Annotated in this window: 21 protein-coding genes; all 21 read right to left on the minus strand. The window is 64.2% G+C overall.

Annotation, left to right across the window (positions count from 1 at the left end):
* Positions 1 to 13: 13 nt before the first annotated feature.
* The 21 genes from rplE to rplL all read right to left on the minus strand — a co-directional run bounded on the left by rplE (position 14) and on the right by rplL (position 20,743).
* Positions 14 to 571: a 50S ribosomal protein L5 gene (gene rplE / locus ACT53U_RS05485; protein WP_476138193.1), complete on the minus strand. Its 558-nt coding sequence runs from the start codon at positions 569 to 571 to the stop codon at positions 14 to 16.
* Positions 564 to 878: a 50S ribosomal protein L24 gene (gene rplX, locus ACT53U_RS05490; RefSeq protein WP_476138194.1), complete on the minus strand. Its 315-nt coding sequence runs from the start codon at positions 876 to 878 to the stop codon at positions 564 to 566. The genes rplE and rplX overlap by 8 nt, the downstream gene beginning before the upstream one ends.
* Complete coding sequence (rplN, locus tag ACT53U_RS05495) at positions 878 to 1,246, minus strand: 50S ribosomal protein L14 (RefSeq protein ID WP_476138195.1); 369 nt, start codon at positions 1,244 to 1,246, stop codon at positions 878 to 880. The genes rplX and rplN overlap by 1 nt, the downstream gene beginning before the upstream one ends.
* A gap of 35 nt (positions 1,247 to 1,281) precedes the next feature.
* On the minus strand, positions 1,282 to 1,524 hold the full coding sequence (gene rpsQ / locus ACT53U_RS05500) for a 30S ribosomal protein S17 (RefSeq protein ID WP_476138196.1): 243 nt from the start codon (positions 1,522 to 1,524) through the stop codon (positions 1,282 to 1,284).
* A gap of 11 nt (positions 1,525 to 1,535) precedes the next feature.
* The gene (gene rpmC, locus ACT53U_RS05505; protein ID WP_476138197.1) at positions 1,536 to 1,727 is read right to left on the minus strand and encodes a 50S ribosomal protein L29; all 192 of its coding nucleotides are present in this window, start codon (positions 1,725 to 1,727) and stop codon (positions 1,536 to 1,538) included.
* Between the two features lie 12 nt (positions 1,728 to 1,739).
* Positions 1,740 to 2,153: a 50S ribosomal protein L16 gene (gene rplP, locus ACT53U_RS05510; RefSeq protein ID WP_476138198.1), complete on the minus strand. Its 414-nt coding sequence runs from the start codon at positions 2,151 to 2,153 to the stop codon at positions 1,740 to 1,742.
* A gap of 40 nt (positions 2,154 to 2,193) precedes the next feature.
* A complete protein-coding gene (rpsC, locus tag ACT53U_RS05515; protein ID WP_476153432.1) occupies positions 2,194 to 2,970 on the minus strand; it encodes a 30S ribosomal protein S3 in 777 nt (258 codons plus the stop codon).
* Positions 2,970 to 3,347, minus strand: a complete 378-nt coding sequence (gene rplV, locus ACT53U_RS05520; RefSeq protein ID WP_476138200.1) for a 50S ribosomal protein L22 — start codon at positions 3,345 to 3,347, stop codon at positions 2,970 to 2,972. The genes rpsC and rplV overlap by 1 nt, the downstream gene beginning before the upstream one ends.
* A gap of 5 nt (positions 3,348 to 3,352) precedes the next feature.
* Positions 3,353 to 3,631: a 30S ribosomal protein S19 gene (rpsS, locus tag ACT53U_RS05525; RefSeq protein ID WP_476153434.1), complete on the minus strand. Its 279-nt coding sequence runs from the start codon at positions 3,629 to 3,631 to the stop codon at positions 3,353 to 3,355.
* A 3-nt stretch (positions 3,632 to 3,634) separates the two neighbouring features.
* Positions 3,635 to 4,471, minus strand: a complete 837-nt coding sequence (rplB, locus tag ACT53U_RS05530) for a 50S ribosomal protein L2 (RefSeq protein ID WP_476153436.1) — start codon at positions 4,469 to 4,471, stop codon at positions 3,635 to 3,637.
* A gap of 19 nt (positions 4,472 to 4,490) precedes the next feature.
* Complete coding sequence (locus tag ACT53U_RS05535; protein WP_476153438.1) at positions 4,491 to 4,787, minus strand: 50S ribosomal protein L23; 297 nt, start codon at positions 4,785 to 4,787, stop codon at positions 4,491 to 4,493.
* Positions 4,788 to 4,789: 2 nt separating this feature from the next.
* Entirely contained in the window at positions 4,790 to 5,419 is a 630-nt protein-coding gene (rplD, locus tag ACT53U_RS05540) for a 50S ribosomal protein L4 (RefSeq protein ID WP_476153440.1), read from the minus strand.
* Positions 5,419 to 6,135 (minus strand): 50S ribosomal protein L3, encoded by a 717-nt coding sequence (gene rplC / locus ACT53U_RS05545; RefSeq protein WP_476138204.1) that lies wholly within the window; start codon positions 6,133 to 6,135, stop codon positions 5,419 to 5,421. Before rplC ends, rplD begins: the two co-directional genes overlap by 1 nt.
* Positions 6,136 to 6,258: 123 nt before the next feature.
* Positions 6,259 to 6,567 carry a 30S ribosomal protein S10 gene (rpsJ, locus tag ACT53U_RS05550; RefSeq protein WP_217927055.1) on the minus strand — a complete coding sequence of 103 codons (309 nt, stop codon included), beginning with the start codon at positions 6,565 to 6,567 and terminating at the stop codon, positions 6,259 to 6,261.
* A 57-nt stretch (positions 6,568 to 6,624) separates the two neighbouring features.
* Complete coding sequence (gene tuf / locus ACT53U_RS05555; RefSeq protein ID WP_476153442.1) at positions 6,625 to 7,815, minus strand: elongation factor Tu; 1,191 nt, start codon at positions 7,813 to 7,815, stop codon at positions 6,625 to 6,627.
* Positions 7,816 to 7,853: 38 nt separating this feature from the next.
* Positions 7,854 to 9,926: an elongation factor G gene (gene fusA, locus ACT53U_RS05560; protein WP_476153444.1), complete on the minus strand. Its 2,073-nt coding sequence runs from the start codon at positions 9,924 to 9,926 to the stop codon at positions 7,854 to 7,856.
* Between the two features lie 33 nt (positions 9,927 to 9,959).
* Positions 9,960 to 10,430, minus strand: a complete 471-nt coding sequence (rpsG, locus tag ACT53U_RS05565) for a 30S ribosomal protein S7 (protein ID WP_476139267.1) — start codon at positions 10,428 to 10,430, stop codon at positions 9,960 to 9,962.
* A gap of 39 nt (positions 10,431 to 10,469) precedes the next feature.
* Complete coding sequence (gene rpsL, locus ACT53U_RS05570; RefSeq protein WP_217927059.1) at positions 10,470 to 10,841, minus strand: 30S ribosomal protein S12; 372 nt, start codon at positions 10,839 to 10,841, stop codon at positions 10,470 to 10,472.
* Positions 10,842 to 11,578: 737 nt separating this feature from the next.
* Positions 11,579 to 15,763: a DNA-directed RNA polymerase subunit beta' gene (rpoC, locus tag ACT53U_RS05575; RefSeq protein ID WP_476153446.1), complete on the minus strand. Its 4,185-nt coding sequence runs from the start codon at positions 15,761 to 15,763 to the stop codon at positions 11,579 to 11,581.
* Between the two features lie 182 nt (positions 15,764 to 15,945).
* Positions 15,946 to 20,088, minus strand: a complete 4,143-nt coding sequence (rpoB, locus tag ACT53U_RS05580; protein WP_476153448.1) for a DNA-directed RNA polymerase subunit beta — start codon at positions 20,086 to 20,088, stop codon at positions 15,946 to 15,948.
* A gap of 277 nt (positions 20,089 to 20,365) precedes the next feature.
* On the minus strand, positions 20,366 to 20,743 hold the full coding sequence (rplL, locus tag ACT53U_RS05585) for a 50S ribosomal protein L7/L12 (RefSeq protein WP_476153450.1): 378 nt from the start codon (positions 20,741 to 20,743) through the stop codon (positions 20,366 to 20,368).
* Positions 20,744 to 20,745 lie beyond the last annotated feature (2 nt).

Below are 20,745 nucleotides of genomic sequence, written 5' to 3' on the forward strand. Positions count from 1 at the left end.
CTGCCGTAACGGCTCACTGACGGAACGGGAAGTTGAAGAGCTTGAGCAGCTCCCGGGCTTCGTCGTCGGTCTTCGCCGTCGTACAGACGATGATGTCCATACCCCAGATCTGATCAACCTTGTCGTAGTTGATCTCGGGGAATACGATGTGTTCCTTGACGCCCATGGCATAGTTGCCGCGGCCGTCGAAGCTCTTGGGGTTCAGGCCGCGGAAGTCTCGGACGCGCGGCAGCGCGATCGTGACCAGGCGGTCGAGGAACTCGTACATGCGGGTCTTGCGAAGGGTGACCTTCGCGCCGATCGGCATGTTCTCACGGATCTTGAACTGCGCGATCGCCTTGCGGGCCCGCGTGATGACCGGCTTCTGGCCGGCGATCTGCGCGAGGTCCGCCGCAGCGGTCGTGGGCTTCTTGGAGTCGGCAGTCGCCTCACCCACACCCATGTTCAGAACGATCTTGTCGAGGGTCGGCACTTCGAACGCGTTCTTGTAGCCGAACTTCTCGATCATCGCCGGGCGCACCACGTCCTCGTAGTGCTTCTTCATCCGCGGCGTCAGGGCAGCCTCAGCCATCGATCACTTCTCCCGAACGCTTGGCGAAACGGACCTTGCGGCCGTCCTCCAACTTCTTGAAGCCGACGCGCGTGGGCTTGCCGTCCTTGTCGGCGATGGCGAGGTTCGAAAGGTGGATCGGAGCCTCTTTCGAGATGATCCCACCTTCGTTCACGCCCTGCGGCTTCTGATGCCGCTGCACCATGTTCACGCCACGGACGAGCGCACGCTCTTCCGTCGGCATGACCTGAACCACTTCGCCGGACTTGCCCTTGTCACGGCCGGCGAGCACGACGACCTTGTCGCCCTTCTTGATCTTCGCGGCCATCACAGCACCTCCGGCGCCAGCGAAAGGATCTTCGTGTGGTTCTTGGCGCGAAGCTCGCGCGGAACCGGTCCGAAGATACGAGTACCGATCGGCTCCTTCTGATTGTTGATCAGAACGGCCGCGTTGCGGTCGAAACGGATAACCTGTCCGTCCGCCCGATGGATGTCCTTGCTGACGCGAACGACGACCGCCTTCATGACGTCGCCCTTCTTCACGCGTCCGCGCGGAATGGCCTCCTTCACCGACACCACGATGATGTCGCCGACGGTGGCGTACTTGCGCTTCGAACCGCCGAGTACCTTGATGCACATGACGCGCTTGGCACCCGAGTTGTCGGCGACGTCGAGGTTGGTCTGCATTTGAATCATGACCGACCGCCTTTCCTAATTAGTGTCGCCGAGCCTCAGATCGCGCCGACCGGACCGAGGACCACCCAGCTCTTGTTCTTCGAGAGCGGACGGGTCTCCTCGATCGCGACCTGATCGCCGACCTTGAAGCGGTTCTCTTCGTCGTGAGCGTGGTACTTCTTGGAACGACGCACGGTCTTCTTCAGAAGCGGATGGGTGAAGCGACGCTCCACCTCGACCACGACGGTCTTGTCGTTCTTGTCGCTGACGACGACGCCCTGCAACACGCGCTTCGGCATTGCCGTCTCCCTCAGTTACCGCTCTTGGCGGTGATGACGGTCTGGATCCGCGCGATGTCGCGACGGACCTGGCGCACACGCGCCGTGTTCTCGAGCTGTCCGGTGGCCTTCTGGAAACGAAGGTTGAACTGCTCTTTCTTCAGCTTCTCGAGCTCGTCGGCGAGTTCGTCGGCCGTCTTCGTCCGGATGTCGGCGATCTTCATCGGTCAACCCTCTCAGTCGGCGATACGCTCGATGAAGCGCGTGCGGATCGGGAGCTTGGCGGCTCCCAGACGCAGCGCTTCCTCGGCGATCTCGTGGCTCACGCCGTCGATCTCGAAGAGAATGCGACCAGGCTTGACACGGCACGCCCAATATTCGGGAGCGCCCTTGCCCTTACCCATGCGCACTTCGGTCGGCTTCGAAGAAACCGGCACGTCGGGGAACACGCGGATCCACACGCGTCCCTGACGCTTCATCTGACGGGTGATCGCGCGGCGGGCCGCTTCGATCTGACGGGCGGTGACCCGCTCCGGTTCCAGCGCTTTCAGGCCATAGGACCCGAAGTCGAGGGAGAAGCCACCCTTGGCGTCGCCCTTGATCCGGCCCTTGAACTGCTTGCGGAACTTCGTGCGCTTCGGCTGCAGCATCGTCGTTCTCTCTCGTTATCTGTCAATGCGCCGCCGGCCGTCAGGCCCGCTCGCCGTCACGGTCGCGATCGCGGCGACCACGGCCACGACGCTCACCGTCGCGCTCCCGATCACGCTCGCGTCCTTCCGGACGGTCGCGGCGGGTGTTGTCCGGCTCGAGCGCACGGCGCTCGGAAGCCATCGGATCGTGCTCGAGGATCTCGCCCTTGAAGATCCAGACCTTGAGGCCGCAAGTGCCGTAGGCCGTGACCGCAGTGGCGACACCGAAGTCGATGTCCGCACGCAGGGTGTGCAGCGGAACGCGACCTTCACGGTACCACTCGAGGCGAGCGATCTCGGCGCCGCCGAGACGGCCCGAAGCGTTGATGCGGATGCCTTCGGCACCGAAACGCATCGCCGACTGAACGGCACGCTTCATGGCGCGACGGAAGGCGACACGACGCTCGAGCTGCTGAGCGATGGAAGCGGCCACCAGGTTGGCATCGATCTCGGGCTTGCGCACCTCGACGATGTTGATGTGGACTTCCGAGTCCGTCAGCTTGGCGACGCCCTTGCGGAGCTTGTCGATGTCGCCGCCCTTCTTGCCGATCACCACGCCCGGACGGGCGGTGTGGATCGACACGCGGCACTTCTTGTGCGGACGCTCGATGACGATCTTGGAGACCGCCGCCTGCTTGAGCTCGGCGAGCAGATACTTGCGGATCGCGAGATCCTCATGCAGCAGCTTGCCGTACTCGCCCTTGCCGGCGTACCAGCGGGAATCCCAGGTCCGGTTGATGCCGAGCCGGAGACCGATCGGGTTGACCTTCTGTCCCATCAGGCGGACTCCACTTCGCGGACGACGATCGTCAGGTTCGAGAACGGCTTTTCGACGCGCGAGGCGCGACCGCGGGCACGAGCGTGGAAACGCTTCATGACCAGGGCCTTGCCCACGAAGGCTTCGGCGACGACGAGGCTGTCGACGTCGAGCTCGTGGTTGTTCTCGGCATTGGCGATGGCGCTCTCCAGCGTCTTCTTGACGGTGCCGGCGATGCGCTTGCGCGAGAAGGTGAGTTCGGCCAGAGCGGTCGAGACCTTCTTGCCACGGATGAGGGCGGCGACGAGGTTGAGCTTCTGCGGCGAGACACGGATCATCCGCGTCAGCGCCCGAGCTTCGGTGTCCTTCAGCGCCCGTTCGGTCTTCGGCTTCGACATGGGGCTTACTTCCTCTTCGCCTTCTTGTCGGCAGCGTGACCGTAATAGGTCCGGGTCGGCGAGAACTCACCGAACTTCTGGCCGACCATTTCCTCGGAGACGAGGACGGGGATGTGCTTCTGACCGTTGTACACGCCGAAGGTCAGACCGACGAAGTGCGGCAGGATCGTGGAGCGACGGCTCCAGATCTTGATCACTTCGGCGCGGCCCGAAGAACGCGCCTTCTCGGCCTTCTTCAGGAGGTAACCGTCGACGAACGGGCCTTTCCAGACAGAACGAGCCATGGATTACTTACCCTTCTTGGCGTGGCGCGAGCGGACGATGAACTTGTTCGTCGCCTTGTTCGACCGGGTCTTCTTGCCCTTGGTCGGCTTGCCCCACGGCGTCACCGGATGACGGCCGCCGGAGGTGCGGCCTTCGCCGCCGCCGTGCGGATGGTCGACCGGGTTCATGACGACACCACGGTTGTGGGGACGACGACCGAGCCAGCGAGAGCGACCCGCCTTGCCGATCGAGGTGTTCATGTGATCCGGGTTCGACACCGCACCGACGGTCGCCAGGCAGGTGCCGAGGATCAGGCGCTGTTCACCCGAACCGAGGCGGACGATGACGTAGCCCTGGTCACGGCCGACGATCTGCGCGTAGGCACCGGCGGAACGAGCGATCTGGCCGCCCTTGCCGGGCTTCAGTTCGACGTTGTGCACGATGGTACCGACCGGGATGTTGCCGATCGGCATCGCGTTGCCGGGCTTCACGTCGACCGAGGCGCCGGAGATCACGGTGTCGCCCACGGCCAGACGCTGCGGCGCCAGGATGTAGGAGAACTCGCCGTCGGCGTACTTGATCAGCGCGATGAACGCCGAACGGTTCGGATCGTACTCGAGGCGCTCGACCGTCGCCGCGACGTCGACCTTGCGACGCTTGAAGTCGACGATGCGATAGGTGCGCTTGTGACCGCCGCCCTTGAAACGGGCGGTGATGCGGCCGAGGTTGTTGCGGCCGCCGGACTTGCTCAGACCCTCGGTGAGGGTCTTGAGCGGCTTGCCCTTGTACAGGCCGGATCGGTCGACGATGACCAGCTGGCGAAGGCTGGGCGTGACCGGGTTGAAGGTCTTAAGAGCCATTGTTTCTCTACCCCTGCCTTCAGAGACCGGTCGTCACGTCGATCCGCTGGCCTTCGGCCAGAGTCACGATCGCTTTCTTGACGTCGTCCTGCTTGCCGACGAAGCCCTTGAAGCGCTTCACCTTGCCCATACGGACCAGGGTGTTCACCTTCTCGACCTGCACCTTGAAGAGCGCCTCGACGGCGGCCTTGATCTCGGGCTTGGTCGCGGACTTGGCGACGTTGAACACCACCTTGTTCTGCTCGGCGGCGATGGTGGACTTCTCGGTGATGACCGGCGAGCGGATCACGTCGTAGTGCGAGAGCTTGACGGTCATGATCACGCCTCCGCCCGGAACCGAGCTTCGATCGCCTCGACCGCGTCCTTGGTGAGGACGAGGGTCTTGCGACGCAGGATGTCGTAGACGTTGATGCCCTGGATCGGGAGAACGTCGACGTTCGGGATGTTGCGAGCAGCGAGACCGAAGTTGGCATCGATCTCGGCACCGGCGACGACCAGGACGTTCACGAAGCCGAGCTTCTCGAACTGATCGGCGAGCGTCTTGGTCTTCGGCTCGGCCGCAGTAGCCGATTCGAGGACGATGATCGAGGCCTCGGCGGCCTTGGCCGAAAGCGCATGCTTCAGACCGAGGGCGCGCACCTTCTTCGGCAGGTCGTGCTCGTGCGAGCGGACGACCGGGCCGTGGGCGCGGCCACCGCCACGGAAGATCGGCGCGCGCGCCGAGCCGTGACGGGCGGAACCGGTGCCCTTCTGCTTGTAGATCTTCTTGCCCGTCCGGGCGATCTCCGAGCGGCCCTTCACCTTGTGGGTGCCGGTGCGGCGCTTGGCGAGCTGCCACTTGACGACGCGCTGGATGAGATCCGCGCGGGGCTCGAGGCCGAAGATCTCGTCGGAGACGGTGATCTTGCCGGCGTCGGTGCCGTCCAGCTTCTTGACCTGGAACTCCATCACTCGGCCCCCTTCTCTTCAGTGGCGGCGACCGGAGCAGCGGCCATGCGGAACGCGCCCGGAAGCGGCAGGTCGCTCGGCGCCTTGCGCTTCACGGCATCGCGAACGATGATCCAGCCACCCTTGGAGCCGGGAACCGAACCCTCGACGAGGATCAGACCGCGCTCGACGTCGGTGCGGACGACCTTGAGGTTCTGCGTAGTGACACGCTCGGCGCCCATGTGGCCGGCCATCTTCTTGTTCTTGAAGGTGCGACCCGGGTCCTGACGGTTACCGGTCGAACCCAGCGAGCGGTGCGAGACCGACACGCCGTGGGTGGCGCGCAGACCACCGAAGTTCCAGCGCTTCATACCGCCGGCGAAGCCCTTGCCGATCGAAGTACCGGTGACGTCGACGAACTGGCCGACGACGAAGTGATCGGCGGTGAGCTCGGCGCCCACTTCGATCAGCTTGTCCGGGTCGACGCGGAACTCGACGACCTTGCGCTTCGGCTCGACGTTCGCCTTGGCGAAGTGGCCGCGCTGCGCCTTGGTGGTGTTCTTCACCTTGGCGAGGCCGGCACCGAGCTGCAGCGCGGTGTAGCCGTTCTTCTCTTCGGTACGGTGGGCGACGACCTGGCAGCCGTCGAGACGCAGGACCGTGACCGGAACCTGCTCGCCCGCATCCGTATAGATGCGGGTCATGCCCAGCTTCTGTGCAATCACACCTGAACGCATGGCGTTCTCTCTTCTTATGGCGTGTCACCGGAGTGATACACGCCTGATTTAGTCAGAGGCTCGGAAGAACTCACGTTCACCGAGCATGGCTGTCGAACCAGAGGCTCTCGATCGGTTGCCCGATCAGAGCTTGATCTCGACGTCGACGCCCGCGGCGAGATCCAGCTTCATCAGCGCGTCGACCGTCTGAGGGGTCGGATCGATGATGTCGAGGAGACGCTTGTGGGTGCGGATTTCGAACTGCTCGCGGCTCTTCTTGTCGACGTGCGGCGAGCGGTTGACCGTGAACTTCTCGATCCGCGTCGGCAGCGGAACCGGGCCACGAACCGAAGCGCCGGTGCGCTTGGCCGTGCTGACGATCTCGCGCGTCGAGGCGTCGAGGACCCGATGGTCGAACGCCTTGAGGCGGATTCGGATGTTCTGACCGTTCATTGATGAACCCTCTGAGGTCGGAAGCGGGCGGGGTTGCCGCCCACTCGACCGATCCCGTTACGCGATGATCTTGGCGACGACGCCGGCGCCGACGGTGCGACCGCCTTCACGGATGGCGAAGCGGAGCTTCTCTTCCATCGCGATCGGGACGATCAGCTCGACGACCAGCTTCACGTTGTCGCCCGGCATCACCATCTCGGTGCCCTCGGGCAACTGGCACATGCCGGTCACGTCCGTCGTGCGGAAGTAGAACTGCGGACGATAGTTCGAGAAGAACGGCGTGTGACGGCCACCCTCTTCCTTGGTCAGGATGTAGGCCTCGGCCTCGAACTTCGTGTGCGGCGTCACCGAACCCGGCTTGCACAGCACCTGGCCGCGCTCCACGTCCTTGCGCTCCACGCCGCGCAGCAGCGCGCCGATGTTGTCGCCGGCCTGTCCCGAGTCGAGCAGCTTGCGGAACATCTCGACGCCGGTGCAGGTCGTCTTGCGGGTCGGACGGATGCCGACGATCTCGACTTCCTCGCCGACCTTGACGATGCCGCGCTCGACACGACCGGTCACCACGGTGCCGCGGCCCGAGATCGTGAACACGTCTTCGACCGGCATCAGGAAGGGCTGGTCGACCGGACGCTCCGGCTGCGGGATGTACTCGTCCACCGCCGCCATCAGCTTCAGAACCGCGTCACGGCCGAACTCGGCCTTGCCGTTGTTCAGAGCTTCGGTCGCCGAACCCGAGATGATCGGGATGTCGTCGCCCGGGAAGCCGTAGGACGAGAGCAGCTCGCGCACTTCGAGCTCGACGAGCTCGAGCAGTTCCGGATCGTCGACCAGGTCGACCTTGTTCAGGAACACCACCAGAGCCGGAACGCCGACCTGACGGGCGAGCAGGATGTGCTCGCGGGTCTGCGGCATCGGGCCGTCGGCGGCCGACACGACCAGGATCGCGCCGTCCATCTGGGCGGCACCCGTGATCATGTTCTTCACGTAGTCGGCGTGGCCGGGGCAGTCGACGTGGGCGTAGTGACGCTTGGTCGTCTCGTACTCGACGTGGGCCGTGTTGATGGTGATGCCGCGCGCCTTCTCTTCCGGAGCGGCGTCGATCTGGTCGTACGCCTTGAAGGTCGCGCCACCGGTCTCCGCGAGCACCTTGGTGATCGCGGCGGTCAGGGACGTCTTGCCATGGTCGACGTGCCCGATCGTGCCGATGTTGCAGTGCGGCTTGTTACGTTCGAACTTTTCTTTGGCCATCGGATTTCTCCGTTTGCTCTCTCAGCCGATCAGGCAGATCAGGCGAACTTCTTCTGGACTTCGGCGGCGACGTTCGACGGCACTTCTTCGTAGTGGTCGAACTGCATGGTGTAGCTGGCGCGACCCTGCGAGAAAGACCGCAGAGTGTTGACGTAGCCGAACATGTTGGCCAGCGGCACCATCGCGTTGACGATCTGCGCGTTGCCGCGCGTATCGGTGCCGGCGATCTGACCGCGACGGGAGTTGAGGTCGCCGATGACCGAACCGAGGTATTCCTCGGGGGTCACGACCTCGACCTTCATGATCGGCTCGAGGAGAACCGCGCCGGCCTTCTCGAGACCTTCACGGAACGCCGCGCGAGAGGCGATTTCGAAGGCGATCGCCGAGGAGTCGACCTCGTGATAGGCGCCGTCGACGAGCTGGACCTTGACGTCCACGACCGGGAAGCCCGCCACCGGACCCGAGGTGAGGACCGAGTTGAGGCCCTTCTCGACGCCGGGGAAGTATTCCTTCGGAACCGAACCGCCGATGATCTTCGACTCGAACTCGAAGCCCTTGCCGGACTCGTTGGGCTCGATGTGGAACTTCACGCGGGCGAACTGGCCGGTACCGCCGGTCTGCTTCTTGTGGGTGTAGTCGATGTCGGTCGAGCGACGGATCGTCTCGCGATAGGCGACCTGCGGGGCGCCGACGTTGACTTCGACCTTGTGGGTGCGCTTCAGGATGTCGACCTTGATGTCGAGGTGAAGCTCGCCCATGCCCTTGATGATCGTCTGACCGGACTCGCTGTCGGTGTTGACGCGGAAGGACGGATCCTCCGCAGCCAGCTTGGCGAGAGCGACGCCCATCTTTTCCTGGTCGGCCTTCGACTTCGGCTCGACAGCCATCTCGATGACGGGTTCCGGGAACTCCATCTTCTCAAGAATGACGGGATGGTTCGGGTCGCAGAGCGTGTCGCCGGTGCGGGTATCCTTGAGGCCGACCAGAGCGACGATGTCGCCGGCGTAGGCCTCGGAGATCTCCTCACGGCTGTCGGCGTGCATGAGAACCATGCGGCCGACGCGCTCGGTCTTGCCGCGAACCGAGTTCAGCAGCGAGACGCCCTTCTCGAGCTTGCCCGAGTAGATGCGGCAGAAGGTCAGGATGCCGTACTGGTCGTCCATCAGCTTGAAGCCGAGGAGGGCCAGGGGATCGCTGTCCGACGACTTGCGCTCGGTCTCGGTCTCGGTCTTGACGTCGATGCCCTTGATGGCGGGGCGATCGAGCGGCGACGGCAGGTAGTCGACGACGGCGTCGAGCAGGGGCTGGACACCCTTGTTCTTGAAGGCCGAGCCACAGAGCACCGGATAGAAGGCACCGGTGATGACGGCCTTGCGCAGCAGACGCTTGATGGTCGCCTCGTCGGGGTTGTTGCCCTCGAGATAGGCTTCCATGGCGGCTTCGTCGAGCTCGACGCAGGCCTCGATCATGTCGACGCGAGCCGCCTCGCACTTGGCGAGAAGGTCGGCCGGGATCTCTTCGTCGTGATAGTTGGCGCCGAGAGCCTCGTTTTCCCAAATGACGGCCTTCATGCGGACGAGGTCCACGAGGCCGGCAAAGTTGGACTCGGCACCGATCGGGATCTGGATCGGGATCGGGCGAGCGCCGAGGCGGGTCTTGATGTCCGAGACGCAGCGATCGAAATCGGCGCCGATCTTGTCCATCTTGTTGCAGAAGACGATGCGCGGGACGTTGTACTTGTCGCCCTGACGCCACACGGTCTCGGTCTGCGGCTCGACACCCTGGTTGGAGTCGAGAACGCACACGGCACCGTCGAGCACACGCAGCGAACGCTCGACTTCGATGGTGAAGTCGACGTGGCCGGGGGTGTCGATGATGTTCAGGCGCTTGCCGTTCCAGAACGTCGTCGTGGCAGCCGAAGTGATCGTGATGCCACGCTCCTGCTCCTGCTCCATGAAGTCCATGGTGGCGGCGCCGTCGTGCACTTCACCGATCTTGTGGCTCTTACCGGAGTAATAGAGCACACGCTCGGTGGTCGTGGTCTTGCCGGCATCGATGTGAGCCATGATGCCGAAGTTGCGGTAGTCTTCGATGGCGTGAATACGGGGCATTGTCGACCTCGTCGAAAACGACTTGAGCGGAGTTCACCAGCGGTAATGGGAGAAGGCGCGGTTCGCCTCTGCCATACGGTGAGTGTCCTCACGCTTCTTGACGGCATTGCCACGGTTGTTCGACGCATCGAGCAATTCCGCGGAAAGGCGCTCCGTCATGGTCTTCTCGTTGCGACCACGGGTCGCGGAGAGGAGCCAACGGATCGCCAGAGCCTGGCGACGCTCGGTGCGAACTTCGACCGGAACCTGGTACGTGGCACCGCCGACGCGGCGCGAACGCACTTCGATCTGCGGCGCGACGTTCTCGAGCGCCTGATGGAAGATCGCCAGCGGATCCTGGCGGGTCTTCGACTCGATCAGGTCGAAGGCACCGTAGACGATCGACTCGGCGACCGACTTCTTGCCGTCTTCCATCACGTTGTTCATGAACTTGGAAACGATGATGTCCCCGAACTTCGGATCCGGGTTGATCTCACGCTTCTCGGCAGAGTGACGACGGGACATATGTCTTCCTCGGTCGTTCGAAACTTAAGGGTTACCGGATCACTTCGGACGCTTGGCGCCGTACTTCGAACGGCGCTGCTTGCGATCCTTGACGCCCTGGGTGTCGAGGACGCCGCGCAGGATGTGGTAGCGCACGCCCGGAAGGTCCTTCACGCGGCCGCCGCGGATCATGACCACGGAGTGCTCCTGAAGGTTGTGGCCTTCGCCCGGGATGTAGCCGATGACTTCGAAACCGTTGGTGAGGCGAACCTTGGCGACCTTGCGGAGCGCGGAGTTCGGCTTCTTCGGCGTCGTGGTGTAGACGCGCGTGCACACGCCGCGCTTCTGCGGGCAGGCTTCCATGGCGGGAACCTTGTTCCGCTTGGTCGGAGCCTGCCGCGGGCTGCGGATGAGCTGGTTGATCGTCGGCATTCGTCTTCAGCCTTCTCGTGACCAGGCCTTTCGGCCCACTTGTGCGCTCGGCGCGTCCTGGAACGACACCCGGCAAAACCCATCGCCGGGCAGCAACCTCGTTTCATGGGGAAACGAACGGAAAGCACCGGAGCACGGGAACTCATTCCCCGTCCGGTGCGAAAAGTCAGAGGAACGGCGAACCGTTCTTGATCTTCTGCTTTCCAAAGTCGCTATCCCGGCAGCGTCTCGGCGCCCTGTTCCGTTCGATTGGACCGAACGAAGCATTGGCGGCCGACGGGCCTGCCGTGAAAGTGGGCGGAAACTACCCGCACCGTCCACGCCCGTCAAGGGGTGAAACGAGCAAAAACGCAAGGAATGCGCGGTTCGCCGAGTCGTACGCCGCTCCAAGCGGAATCTTGCGGTTTCATGTCGAAAATGACGCAAAGTCTCGCCAAGAATCGCCTCGTCTCGCCAAGTCGAAGCGAGGTCACCGTCGTCGTCGCCGGTCGAATCCGAACATCGAGACCTTAGAATCGATGTCTCCGTCGATTCGACTCTGCCTCTACTGAGCGATCGATTCGGCGAGACGGGGGGCGATACGACCGGTGACGTCACGAAGATTCGGAAATCGACCTTCGCGACGACCGTTCGATTCTGGGACACTCCGCCCGCGACACGGGCGCCTCGGGAGCGGATCCCAAAAAAGAAACGCCGCGGGCGAGCCGCGGCGTCTCCGATTCGTACGAGTAGGGCGATCACTCGGCGGCGGGCAGGGCCGGCGCCTCGACCACACCGCTCTGCGACTTGCGCTCCTCGACGATGAGCTCGTCGCGGTGCGTCGCGATGCGGCGGATGCGGTTGGTGACCGCGCCCGTGCCGGCCGGGATGAGACGGCCGACGATGACGTTCTCCTTGAGACCCTCGAGGGCGTCGATCTTGCCGGCGACCGCCGCTTCCGTGAGGACGCGGGTGGTCTCCTGGAACGACGCGGCCGAGAAGAACGAGCGCGTGTTGAGCGAGGCCTTGGTGATGCCGAGGAGGACCGGAACGCCGGAAGCCGGCTTCTTGCCCTCGGCGATCAGCGCCTCGTTCATCATGTCGAGGTCGAGGCGATCGATCTGCTCACCGGTGATCACATCCGAGTCGCCGGCATCGGTGATCTCCACCTTCTGCAGCATCTGACGGACGATGACCTCGATGTGCTTGTCGTTGATCACGACGCCCTGCAGTCGATAGACCTCCTGGATCTCGTTGACGAGGAAGGCCGCGAGAGCCTCCACGCCCTTGATCGCCAGGATGTCGTGCGGCGCCGGGTTGCCGTCGAGGATGTACTCGCCCTTCTCGATGGTGTCGCCGTCCTGCAGATGGACGTGCTTGCCCTTCGGGATCAGGTACTCGACCGGATCGCCACCGTCGACCGGCTCGATCAGGATGCGGCGCTTGTTCTTGTAGTCCTTGCCGAAGCGGATCGTGCCGTCGCACTCGGCGATGATGGCGTGATCCTTCGGACGACGGGCTTCGAACAGTTCGGCGACGCGCGGCAGACCGCCGGTGATGTCGCGGGTCTTGGCGGACTCGAGCGGGATACGGGCCACGACGTCGCCGGCGTGGACCTTGCCGTTCGGATCGGCCGAGAGGATCGCGTCGACCGGCAGCGCGTAGCGGGCTTCACCGCCGCGCGACAGACGGGCGATCTTGCCGTCGGCGCCCTTGATGACGATCGAGGGCTTGAGATCCGACGTGCGGGCCGAGGCGCGCCAGTCGATGACGACGCGCTTGGTGATGCCGGTCGCCTCGTCGGTGGTCTCCACCATCGTCTGACCGTCGATCAGTTCCTCGTAGCCGACGGTACCGTCGACTTCGGTCAGGATCGGACGGGTGTAGGGGTCCCACTCGGCGATGCGCTGGCCGCGCTTCACCTTGTCGCCCTCGTCGACGAACAGACGGGCGCCGTAGATCAGACGATGGGAGGTGCGCTCCGAACCGTCGGCGTCGATGACGGCGACGGTGACGTTGCGGCCCATGACGATCAGACGGCCTTCCGAGTCCCGCGCCACGTTGCGGTTCTTGAGGACGATCGTGCCTTCGAAGTTGGATTCGACGAAGGACGAGTCGACGACCTGAGCCGTACCACCGACGTGGAAGGTGCGCATGGTGAGCTGGGTGCCCGGCTCGCCGATCGACTGGGCGGCGATGACGCCCACCGCTTCGCCCATGTTGACCGGGGTACCACGGGCAAGGTCGCGGCCGTAGCACTGGACGCAGACGCCGACCTTGGTCTCGCAGGTGAGCACCGAGCGGATCTTGACCGACTGGATGCCGGCGGCCTCGATCTTCTTGACGTGCGGCTCCTCGATCATCACGCCGTTCGGCACGATGACCTCGGCGGTCGCCGGATCGGTCAGATCCTCCGCCGCGACGCGGCCGAGGATGCGGCTGCCGAGCGAGGCGACGACCTGACCGGCATCGACGATCGCCTGGACATGGATGCCGTTCTGCGAACCGCAATCCTGTTCGGTGATGATCGAGTCCTGCGCCACGTCGACGAGACGACGGGTGAGGTAACCGGAGTTCGCGGTCTTGAGCGCGGTGTCGGCCAGACCCTTACGGGCACCGTGGGTCGAGTTGAAGTACTCGAGCACGGTCAGGCCTTCCTTGAAGTTCGAGATGATCGGCGTCTCGATGATCTCGCCCGACGGCTTGGCCATCAGGCCGCGCATGGCGGCGAGCTGACGCATCTGGGTCGGAGAACCACGGGCGCCGGAGTGCGACATCATGTAGATCGAGTTGATCGGCATCTGACGGCCGGTCTCCTTGTCGATCTGCACCGCGGAGATGCGCTTCATCATCTCCTCGGCGATGCGGTCGGTGCACTTCGCCCAGGCGTCGACGACCTTGTTGTACTTCTCGCCCTGGGTGATCAGGCCGTCCTGGTACTGCTGCTCGAATTCCTTCGCAGCCGCCTGGGTCTCCTCGACCATCGCCGGCTTGGTGTCCGGGATGACCATGTCGTCCTTGCCGAACGAGATGCCCGCCTTGAAGGCGTTGGTGAATCCGAGCGACATGATGCGGTCGCAGAAGATCACCGTCTCCTTCTGACCACAGGTACGGTACACCGCGTCGATCATGCCCGAGATGTTCTTCTTCGTCATCTGCTGGTTGCAGACGTCGAAGGTGATGCCCGGGTGCTTCGGCAGCAGCTCACCGATGAACATACGGCCGGGCGTGGTCTCGTAGATCTTGGTGTACTTGTTGCCGTCCTTGTCGATGCCGGTCCAGCGTCCACGGATCTTGGTGTGGAGCGTGATGACCTTGTTGTCGAGGGCGTGCTGCATCTCGCCGAGATTGCCGAAGGCCATGCCTTCGCCCGGCTCGTTGGCGTTCATCAGCGACAGATAGTAGAGGCCGAGAACGATGTCCTGCGACGGCACGATGATCGGCGCGCCGTTGGCGGGGTGCAGGATGTTGTTGGTCGACATCATCAGCACGCGCGCTTCCAGCTGCGCTTCGAGCGACAGCGGGACGTGCACGGCCATCTGGTCACCGTCGAAGTCGGCGTTGAACGCCGTGCAGACGAGCGGATGCAGCTGGATCGCCTTGCCTTCGATCAGCACCGGCTCGAAGGCCTGGATGCCGAGACGATGCAGCGTCGGCGCGCGGTTCAGCATCACCGGATGCTCGCGAATGACCTCGTCGAGGATGTCCCAGACCTCGGGACGCTCCTTCTCGACGAGCTTCTTCGCCTGCTTCACGGTCGACGACAGGCCCTTCGCGTCGAGACGCGAATAGATGAAGGGCTTGAACAGCTCGAGCGCCATCTTCTTCGGCAGGCCGCACTGGTGCAGCTTGAGCTCCGGACCGACGACGATGACCGAACGGCCCGAGTAGTCGACGCGCTTGCCGAGCAGGTTCTGACGGAAGCGACCCTGCTTGCCCTTGAGCATGTCGGCGAGCGACTTCAGCGGACGCTTGTTGGCACCCGTGATGACGCGACCGCGACGGCCGTTGTCGAACAGCGCATCGACCGCTTCCTGAAGCATGCGCTTCTCGTTGCGGATGATGATGTCCGGCGCGCGCAGCTCGATGAGGCGCTTCAGGCGGTTGTTGCGGTTGATGACGCGGCGATAGAGGTCGTTGAGATCCGACGTCGCGAAGCGGCCGCCGTCCAGGGGGACGAGCGGGCGCAGATCCGGCGGGATCACCGGAACGACGGTCAGGATCATCCACTCGGGACGGTTGCCCGACTCGATGAAGGACTCGACCAGCTTGAGGCGCTTGGCGAGCTTCTTCGGCTTCAGTTCACCGGTCGCCTCGGCGATGTCGACGCGGAGCTGATCGGCGATCTTCGGCAGGTCCATGGCCGCGAGCATGTCGCGGATGGCCTCGGCGCCGATCTGGGCGGTGAAGCTGTCCTCGCCGTAGTCGTCCTGCGCCTTGAGGAACTCCTCCTCGCCCAGAAGCTGATGCAGCTTGAGGGGAGTGAGGCCCGGCTCGGTGACGACGTAGTTCTCGAAGTAGAGGATGCGCTCGAGGTCCTTGAGCGTCATGTCCATCAGCATGCCGATGCGGCTCGGCAGCGACTTCAGGAACCAGATGTGGGCGACGGGCGCGGCCAGCTCGATGTGGCCCATGCGCTCGCGACGGACGCGCGACAGCGTGACTTCGACGCCGCACTTCTCGCAGATGACGCCCTTGTACTTCATGCGCTTGTACTTGCCGCACAAGCACTCGTAATCCTTGATCGGTCCGAAGATCCGAGCGCAGAACAGGCCGTCGCGCTCCGGCTTGAAGGTCCGGTAGTTGATCGTTTCCGGCTTCTTGATCTCGCCGTAGGACCAGGAGAGGATCTTCTCGGGGCTCGCGATGGAGATCCGGATGGCGTCGAAGACCGGCGCCGTCGGGGTCTGGGGCGAGAAGATGTTCATCACGTCTTGATTCATGGACCGTCTCCTGTCGGTGTCGCTCGCCCCTGCCGCAAGGGGGAGGGCCACGTCGAGATTTCCTGTCAGTCGTCGGATGCGCGGGCCCGGAGCACCGCTCCTCGGCTCGTCTCGCCCCGACATCGTCGAACGCCTCTACGAAGCGCGGGGAGAGGAGGCCCCTCCCCGCGATCCTTCGCGGATCACTCCGCAGCCTGCGCTCCGGCCTCGCCGTTCTCGCCGTCCTCGTCCTCGCCGGGGGCGTCGACCAGTTCGACGTTGAGGCTGAGCGAACGCATTTCCTTGACGAGAACGTTGAAGCTCTCCGGGATGCCGGCCTCGAACGTGTCGTCGCCACGGACGATCGCCTCGTAGACCTTGGTGCGGCCGGCCACGTCGTCCGACTTCACCGTGAGCATCTCCTGCAGCGTGTAGGCCGCGCCGTAGGCTTCGAGCGCCCAGACTTCCATTTCGCCGAAGCGCTGGCCACCGAACTGCGCCTTGCCGCCCAGCGGCTGCTGGGTGACGAGCGAGTAGGGGCCGATCGAACGAGCATGGATCTTGTCGTCGACCAGGTGGTGGAGCTTCAACATGTAGATGTAGCCCACGGTGACCTTGCGGTCGAACTGCTCGCCGGTGCGACCGTCGAACAGCGTCATCTGACCGGAGTGGGCCAGACCCGCCTTGTCGAGGGCCGCCTCGATGTCGTGCTCCTTGGCACCGTCGAAGACCGGAGTCGCGATCGGAACGCCCTTGCGGACGGTCTCGGCGAGACGCACCACCGACGGCTCGTCGTACTCCGCGACCTGCTCGCCCTTGATGTTGTCGCCGTAGATGCCTTCGATCTCGACCCTGAGCGGGGAGAGATCGCCCGACTTGCGGTAGGCCTCGAGCATCGCGTCGATCTTCTTGCCCATGCCGGCACAAGCCCAGCCGAGATGGGTCTCGAGGATCTGACCGACGTTCATGCGCGAAGGCACGCCCAGCGGGTTCAGCACGATGTCGACGTTGGTGCCGTCTTCGAGATAGGGCATGTCCTCGATCGGCATGATGCGAGAGACGACACCCTTGTTGCCGTGACGGCCGGCCATCTTGTCGCCCGGCTGGATCTTGCGCTTGATGGCGACGAAGACCTTGACCATCTTCATGACGCCCGGGGGCAGCTCGTCACCGCGCTGCAGCTTCTCCACCTTGTCGATGAAGCGCTGCTCGAGGCGCTTGCGGCTCTCGTCGTACTGACCGCGCAGGGCTTCGATCTCGCCCATGAGCTTCTCGTCGTCGGCGGTGAACATCCACCACTGCGAACGCGGGTACTCCTCGATGAGCTCCTGGTTCAGGACCTGGTCCTTCTTGAAGCCCTTCGGGCCCGAGATCGCGACCTTGCCGACCAGCATCTCGACCAGACGGCCGTAGACGTTGCGATCGAGGATCGCCTGCTCGTCGTCACGGTCCTTGGCGAGACGCTCGATCTCCTCGCGCTCGATCGCCATCGCGCGCTCGTCCTTCTCGACGCCATGTCGATTGAACACGCGCACTTCGACGATCGTGCCCTGCACGCCCGGGGGCACGCGGAGCGAGGTGTCGCGGACGTCGGAAGCCTTCTCGCCGAAGATGGCGCGGAGCAGCTTCTCTTCCGGCGTCATCGGGCTCTCGCCCTTCGGCGTGATCTTGCCGACCAGGATGTCGCCCGGACGGACTTCCGCGCCGATGTAGACGATGCCGGCTTCGTCGAGGTTCTTCAGCGCTTCTTCCGAGACGTTCGGAATGTCGCGCGTGATCTCCTCCGGACCCAGCTTGGTGTCGCGGGCCATCACCTCGAACTCCTCGAGATGGATCGACGTGAACACGTCGTCCTTCACGATGTTCTCGGAGAGGAGGATGGAGTCCTCGTAGTTGTAGCCGTTCCACGGCATGAACGCGACGAGCACGTTGCGGCCGAGCGCCAGATCGCCGAGATCGGTCGAGGGACCGTCGGCGATGATGTCGCCCTTCTCGATGATGTCGCCGACGCGCACCAGCGGACGCTGGTTGATGCAGGTCGACTGGTTCGAGCGCTGGAACTTCATCAGCCGGTAGATGTCGACGCCCGACTTGGACGGATCGAGATCTTCGGTGGCGCGGATGACGATACGGGTGGCGTCCACCTGATCGACGATGCCGCCGCGCTTGGCACCGATCGCGGCGCCCGAGTCACGGGCGACGATCGATTCCATGCCGGTGCCGACGAAGGGCGCCTCGGCGCGCACCAGCGGCACGGCCTGACGCTGCATGTTCGAGCCCATCAGCGCGCGGTTGGCGTCGTCGTTCTCGAGGAACGGGATGAGCGCCGCGGCGACCGACACCAACTGCTTCGGCGACACGTCCATGTAGTCGACGCGATCGACCGGGACCATGAGCGGCTCGCCGGCGTGACGGCAGACGATCAGCTCTTCGGTCAGACGGTTGTCGGCCGACAGCACGGCGTTCGACTGGGCGACGTAGTGCTTGTACTCCTCGGTGGCCGACAGATAGACGACCTCCTCGGTGACGTGACCGTCGCGCACCTTGCGGTACGGGGCCTCGATGAAGCCGTACTTGTTCACCCGCGCGAAGGTGGCGAGCGAGTTGATAAGGCCGATGTTCGGGCCTTCCGGCGTCTCGATCGGGCACATGCGGCCGTAGTGCGTCGGATGCACGTCGCGCACCTCGAAGCCGGCGCGCTCGCGGGTCAGACCGCCCGGGCCCAGCGCCGAGAGACGACGCTTGTGCGTGATCTCGGACAGCGGGTTGGTCTGGTCCATGAACTGCGACAGCTGCGAGGAACCGAAGAACTCGCGCACGGCGGCGGCCGCCGGCTTGGCGTTGATCAGGTCCTGCGGCATGACGGTGTCGATCTCGACCGACGACATGCGCTCCTTGATGGCGCGCTCCATGCGGAGCAGGCCGACGCGATACTGATTTTCCATCAGCTCGCCGACGGAGCGGACACGGCGGTTGCCGAGGTTGTCGATGTCGTCGATCTCGCCCTTGCCGTCGCGCAGGTCGAGCAGCGTGCGGATGACCTCGAGGATGTCGTCCTTGCGCAGGGTGCGCACGGTGTCCTCGACCTGGAGATCCAGGCGCATGTTCATCTTGACGCGGCCGACGGCCGACAGGTCGTAGCGCTCGCTGTCGAAGAACAGCGAGTGGAACATCGCTTCCGCCGTCTCGATGGTCGGCGGCTCGCCCGGACGCATCACGCGGTAGATGTCGAAGAGCGCTTCCTCACGGGACTCGTTCTTGTCGACGGCGAGCGTGTTGCGGATGTAGGCGCCGGTGTTGACGTGGTCGATGTCGAGGACCGGGATCTCGAGGTGGCCGAGGTCGAGGATCTGACGGATCAGCTTCTCGGTCAGCTCCTGGCCGGCTTCGGCGTGGACGAGACCGGTCTTCAGGTCGACGATGTCTTCGGCGAGATACTGGCCGACGACGTCCTCGTCGGTCACCTTGAGGGCCTTGAGGCCCTTCTCGGCGAGCTGCTTGGCGGCACGCGCGGTCAGCTTCTTGCCGGACTCGAGGATGACCTCGCCGGTGTCGGCGTCGATCAGGTCGGTGACGGCCTTGTAGCCGCGCATCCGCGCCGGATCATAGGGCACGCGCCAGGCCGAGCCGGAACGCTCGAACGACAGCTTGTTGTAGAAGGTGTCGAGGATGCTCTCGCCGTCCATGCCGAGGGCGAAGAGCAGCGAGGACACCGGGATCTTGCGGCGGCGGTCGATGCGCGCATAGACGATGTCCTTGGCGTCGAACTCGATGTCGAGCCAGGAGCCGCGATACGGGATGATGCGCGCGGCGAACAGCAGCTTGCCCGACGCGTGCGTCTTGCCCTTGTCGTGGTCGAAGAAGACGCCCGGCGAACGGTGCATCTGCGAGACGATGACGCGCTCGGTGCCGTTGACGATGAAGGTGCCGTTGTCGGTCATGAGCGGCATGTCGCCCATGAACACGTCCTGCTCCTTGATGTCCTTGACGGACTTGGCGCCGGTGTCCTCGTCGATGTCGAACACGATGAGGCGCAGCGTGACCTTCAGCGGAGCCGCGAAGGTCATGCCACGCTGACGGCACTCGTCGACGTCGTACTTCGGCGGCTCGAACTCGTAGCGCACGAACTCGAGCAGGGCCTTGCCCTGGAAGTCGGAGATCGGGAACACCGACTTGAAGACCGACTGCAGGCCCTCGTCCGGGCGACCGCCCTTGGGCTCGTCCACCTGCAGGAACTGGTCGTAGGACGCCTTCTGCACCTCGATGAGGTTGGGCATCTCCGCGACTTCTCGGATGGAACCGAAGAACTTGCGGACTCGTCTACGACCGTTGAACGTCTGGGCCATTGTCGTCCTCGCTCGGGTTGACCGACGGCAATCCGGAACACCCCACCGAACCTTCGGCGTTTCGGATGTTCGGGAGCACCGTCGCCGCCCCCTCAATCATCGACTTTCCCGTGTCCAATTCCCACGTCTCGACCACGACGTGTTGAATTGACACGATTCTCGCCTCGACGACACCCTCACCCGTCACGGGCCTCCGAGAGTGCCGAAATCCCGGGCCGCGAAACCGCGACCCGGGATCGATCTCGCAACGCGGAGCGCAGGCGCGCCCCGCGTCCGATCACTTGAGCTCGACCTTGGCGCCGGCGCCTTCGAGCTGCTTCTTGACCTTCTCGGCCTCGTCCTTGCCGACGCCTTCCTTGACGGCCTTCGGAGCACCCTCGACCAGGTCCTTGGCTTCCTTGAGGCCGAGACCGGTGATCGCGCGCACTTCCTTGATCACGTTGATCTTGTTGGCGCCCGCGTCGACGAGAATGACGTTGAACTCGGTCTGCTCTTCGACCGGAGCAGCGGCAGCGGCCGGGCCGGCAGCGGCGGCGACGGCCACCGGAGCGGCGGCGGAGACGCCCCACTTCTCTTCGAGAGCCTTCACGAGCTCGGCGGCTTCCAGGATGGTCAGGGCGGACAGGTCGTCCACGATCTTGGCGATATCGGCCATTT

Source organism: Pinisolibacter sp. DMC19 (genome assembly GCF_056313985.1).

Excerpts from the sequence above, each read along its gene's own strand:
- rpoC (WP_476153446.1), bottom strand. The coding sequence starts at position 15,763 with ATGAATCAAGACGTGATGAACATCTTCTCGCCCCAGACCCCGACGGCG.
- rplB (WP_476153436.1), bottom strand. The coding sequence starts at position 4,471 with ATGGCTCTTAAGACCTTCAACCCGGTCACGCCCAGCCTTCGCCAGCTG.
- rpsL (WP_217927059.1), bottom strand. The coding sequence starts at position 10,841 with ATGCCGACGATCAACCAGCTCATCCGCAGCCCGCGGCAGGCTCCGACC.
- rpoB (WP_476153448.1), bottom strand. The coding sequence starts at position 20,088 with ATGGCCCAGACGTTCAACGGTCGTAGACGAGTCCGCAAGTTCTTCGGT.
- ACT53U_RS05535 (WP_476153438.1), bottom strand. The coding sequence starts at position 4,787 with ATGACCGTCAAGCTCTCGCACTACGACGTGATCCGCTCGCCGGTCATC.
- rpmC (WP_476138197.1), bottom strand. The coding sequence starts at position 1,727 with ATGAAGATCGCCGACATCCGGACGAAGACGGCCGACGAACTCGCCGAC.
- rplD (WP_476153440.1), bottom strand. The coding sequence starts at position 5,419 with ATGGAGTTCCAGGTCAAGAAGCTGGACGGCACCGACGCCGGCAAGATC.
- rpsQ (WP_476138196.1), bottom strand. The coding sequence starts at position 1,524 with ATGCCGAAGCGCGTGTTGCAGGGCGTCGTCGTCAGCGACAAGAACGAC.
- rplC (WP_476138204.1), bottom strand. The coding sequence starts at position 6,135 with ATGCGTTCAGGTGTGATTGCACAGAAGCTGGGCATGACCCGCATCTAT.
- rpsJ (WP_217927055.1), bottom strand. The coding sequence starts at position 6,567 with ATGAACGGTCAGAACATCCGAATCCGCCTCAAGGCGTTCGACCATCGG.
- rplP (WP_476138198.1), bottom strand. The coding sequence starts at position 2,153 with ATGCTGCAGCCGAAGCGCACGAAGTTCCGCAAGCAGTTCAAGGGCCGG.
- rpsC (WP_476153432.1), bottom strand. The coding sequence starts at position 2,970 with ATGGGACAGAAGGTCAACCCGATCGGTCTCCGGCTCGGCATCAACCGG.
- rpsS (WP_476153434.1), bottom strand. The coding sequence starts at position 3,631 with ATGGCTCGTTCTGTCTGGAAAGGCCCGTTCGTCGACGGTTACCTCCTG.
- rpsG (WP_476139267.1), bottom strand. The coding sequence starts at position 10,430 with ATGTCCCGTCGTCACTCTGCCGAGAAGCGTGAGATCAACCCGGATCCG.
- rplE (WP_476138193.1), bottom strand. The coding sequence starts at position 571 with ATGGCTGAGGCTGCCCTGACGCCGCGGATGAAGAAGCACTACGAGGAC.
- fusA (WP_476153444.1), bottom strand. The coding sequence starts at position 9,926 with ATGCCCCGTATTCACGCCATCGAAGACTACCGCAACTTCGGCATCATG.
- rplV (WP_476138200.1), bottom strand. The coding sequence starts at position 3,347 with ATGTCGAAGCCGAAGACCGAACGGGCGCTGAAGGACACCGAAGCTCGG.
- rplX (WP_476138194.1), bottom strand. The coding sequence starts at position 878 with ATGGCCGCGAAGATCAAGAAGGGCGACAAGGTCGTCGTGCTCGCCGGC.
- tuf (WP_476153442.1), bottom strand. The coding sequence starts at position 7,815 with ATGGCCAAAGAAAAGTTCGAACGTAACAAGCCGCACTGCAACATCGGC.
- rplL (WP_476153450.1), bottom strand. The coding sequence starts at position 20,743 with ATGGCCGATATCGCCAAGATCGTGGACGACCTGTCCGCCCTGACCATC.
- rplN (WP_476138195.1), bottom strand. The coding sequence starts at position 1,246 with ATGATTCAAATGCAGACCAACCTCGACGTCGCCGACAACTCGGGTGCC.